Origin of the sequence: Limnobacter olei (assembly GCF_029087225.1) — a bacterium.
Taxonomy (GTDB): Bacteria; Pseudomonadota; Gammaproteobacteria; order Burkholderiales; family Burkholderiaceae_B; genus Limnobacter; species Limnobacter olei.
This window is the reverse complement of record NZ_JARFJD010000058.1, coordinates 1-874: the sequence shown is the minus strand read 5'-3', so window position 1 is coordinate 874 and position 874 is coordinate 1. Positions and strand designations below refer to the sequence as shown.

Sequence of the window (874 nt, the reverse complement as noted above, 5' to 3'; positions counted from 1 at the left end):
CGGAAAATAAAGCACGCTAAGCCCTTACTTACCCAGATGTTTGACTGTTCGTGGCACTTTCACCATGGCAATTGCAATTGCCCAACTGAATCGCACCGGCTTCCGTGGAGGCTCAACTCCTGAGAGGATTGAGTCATGAACACTAAAGCTGCTCGTTTTAGCCCTGAGGTACGTGAACGTGCCGTACGTTTGGTGCAGGAGTGCCAAGCGGATTACGCATCACTGTGGGGTGCATGCGAATCGATTGCCCCCAAGATTGGCTGCTCTGTCAGTACCCTGCATGGATGGGTACAGCGCAAAGAAATAGATGCAGGCCAACGACCGGGTTTGACTACAGATGAACGTGAGCGGCTCAAGCAACTGGAGCGGGAGAACAAGGAGTTGCGGCGTGCCAATGACATACTCAAGGCTGCGAGCGCTTTTTTTGCGCAGGCGGAGCTGGACCGTCGCATCAAGAGCTGATTGACTTTGTAGACAAGTACCGTGATGCCTATGGGGTCGAGCCAATTTGCCGACTGCTGCAAATTGCCCCATCGGGCTACAGACGCAGGGTTCAACAAAGAAACTGCCCATGGCTGCGCTGCAAGCGCAGCCAATCAGACGAAGAGAGTTGCGGTCATATCCAACGTGTATGGCATGCAAACTGGCAAGTTTATGGGGTGATCAAAGTCTGGAAGCAAATGCATCGAGAGGGCTTGCCTATTGCCCGCTGCACGGTGCAGCGCCTGATGCGCAAGCTAGGGTTGGAGGGTGCGCGGCGTGGCAAGAAGGTGTGCACAACACGCCCAGATGTGGCAAGGCCATGCCCACTAGACCTCGTCAACCGCCAGTTCACAGCCCAACGTCCTAACCAGGGGTCTCCTCGTTTTCAGTG

The 874-nt window shown here is 54.8% G+C and carries 1 pseudogene and 1 other annotated feature; the pseudogene reads left to right on the top strand.

Going from position 1 to position 874, the window contains the following annotated elements:
* Positions 1 to 135 precede the first annotated feature (135 nt).
* Positions 136 to 874, top strand: a pseudogene (locus PY990_RS16290) (IS3 family transposase); the annotation flags it as partial.
* Positions 417 to 533 (top strand) — a sequence feature (AL1L pseudoknot). (Overlaps the previous pseudogene by 117 nt.)